Here is a 1798-nt window from a genome sequence, read left to right as displayed (position 1 = left end):
AGGACGCCTCGTTGATCATCACCGGCAACGGCGACGTGGTTGAGCCCGAGCACGGCCTGATCGCCATGGGCTCCGGCGGCGGCTTCGCCCAGGCCGCGGCCATGGCCCTGCTGCAGAAAACCGACTTGAGCGCCCGTGAAATCACCGAAACCGCGCTGAACATTGCCGGCTCCATCTGTGTCTTCACTAATCAGAATCTAACTATCGAAGAGGAAGACTGCGCCGAATAAGCGCGACTTCCGCTGGAGCAAGCCCGCATGCCCATGACGCCCCGCGAGATCGTTCACGAACTCAACCGCCATATCATCGGCCAGGACGACGCCAAGCGCGCCGTGGCCATCGCCCTGCGCAACCGCTGGCGGCGCATGCAGCTGCCGGCCGAATTACGCGCCGAGGTAACGCCGAAGAACATCCTGATGATCGGCCCGACCGGTGTCGGCAAAACCGAGATCGCCCGGCGCCTGGCCAAGCTGGCCAATGCACCCTTTATCAAGGTGGAAGCGACCAAATTCACCGAGGTCGGCTATGTCGGCCGCGATGTCGAGTCGATCATCCGTGACCTCGCCGATGCGGCGATCAAGCTGCTGCGCGAGCAGGAGATGGTCAAGGTCCGTCACCGCGCCGAGGATGCCGCCGAAGAGCGCATCCTCGATGCCCTGCTGCCACCGCCGCGCACCGGCTTCAACGAAGACCCGGCGCCGAGCCACGACTCCAACACCCGCCAGCTGTTCCGCAAGCGTCTGCGCGAAGGCCAGCTGGACGACACGGACATCGAGATCGAAGTGGCCGACGCCCCGGCCGGCATCGAAATCATGACCCCACCGGGTATGGAAGAGATGACCAACCAGCTGCAGAGCCTGTTTTCCAACATGGGCAAGGGCAAGAAGAAGAGCCGCAAGCTCAAGGTCAAGGAAGCCCTCAAGCTGGTACGCGACGAGGAAGCCGCGCGCCTGGTCAACGAGGACGAACTCAAGGCCCAGGCCCTGGAAGCTGTTGAGCAAAACGGTATCGTGTTTATCGACGAGATCGACAAGGTCGCCAAGCGCGGCAACACCGGCGGCGCCGACGTGTCCCGCGAAGGCGTGCAACGCGACCTGCTGCCGCTGATCGAAGGCTGCACGGTGAACACCAAGCTGGGCATGGTGAAAACCGACCACATCCTGTTTATCGCCTCCGGCGCCTTCCACCTGAGCAAGCCCAGTGATCTGGTGCCGGAGCTACAAGGCCGTCTGCCGATTCGCGTGGAGCTGAAAGCCCTGACCCCGCAGGACTTCGAGCGCATCCTGACCGAGCCGCACGCCTCGCTCACCGAGCAATACGCCGCGCTGCTGAACACCGAAGGCCTGGGCATCCAGTTCGTTGCCGACGGCATCAAGCGCATCGCCGAGATTGCCTACCAGGTCAACGAGAAGACCGAGAACATCGGCGCGCGCCGTCTGCACACCCTGCTCGAACGCCTGCTGGAGGAAGTTTCCTTCAGCGCCGGCGACCTGGCCGGCCAGCAGAACGGCACGCCGATCCGCATCGACGCCGCCTACGTCAACGGCCACCTCGGCGAACTGGCGCAGAACGAAGACCTGTCGCGCTATATCCTCTGAAGGTTGTGGGTGGATAATGCCCAGCGTTATCCACCCGCCACTCGGAAGCCCCGCCATGCGCATGCCCACTGCGATCAAACTGCACAAGGCCTCGAAGACCCTCGAGCTGCAGTACGACGCGCAGAGCTATACCCTCAGCGCCGAATTCCTCCGCGTGCACTCGCCCTCGGCCGAAGTGCAGGGCCACGGCAAACCCATCC

The 1798-nt window shown here is 63.6% G+C and carries 2 protein-coding genes and 1 pseudogene; all 3 read left to right on the top strand.

What is annotated here, in order from left to right; translation table 11 throughout:
- Positions 1-230, top strand: a pseudogene (locus WA145_RS05555) (HslU--HslV peptidase proteolytic subunit); the annotation flags it as partial.
- 27 nt (positions 231-257) lie between these two features.
- The gene (hslU, locus tag WA145_RS05550) at positions 258-1598 is read left to right on the top strand and encodes an ATP-dependent protease ATPase subunit HslU (protein ID WP_422580610.1); all 1341 of its coding nucleotides are present in this window, start codon (positions 258-260) and stop codon (positions 1596-1598) included.
- 55 nt (positions 1599-1653) lie between these two features.
- On the top strand, positions 1654-1798 hold a 145-nt coding region (locus tag WA145_RS05545; RefSeq protein ID WP_422580611.1), incomplete at its 3' end, for a gamma-butyrobetaine hydroxylase-like domain-containing protein.

Source organism: Pseudomonas sp. (genome assembly GCF_049301935.1).
Lineage (GTDB): Bacteria > Pseudomonadota > Gammaproteobacteria > Pseudomonadales > Pseudomonadaceae > Aquipseudomonas.
The sequence above is the reverse complement of the archived record's forward strand: the minus strand, read 5'-3'. Positions and strand labels throughout refer to the sequence as shown.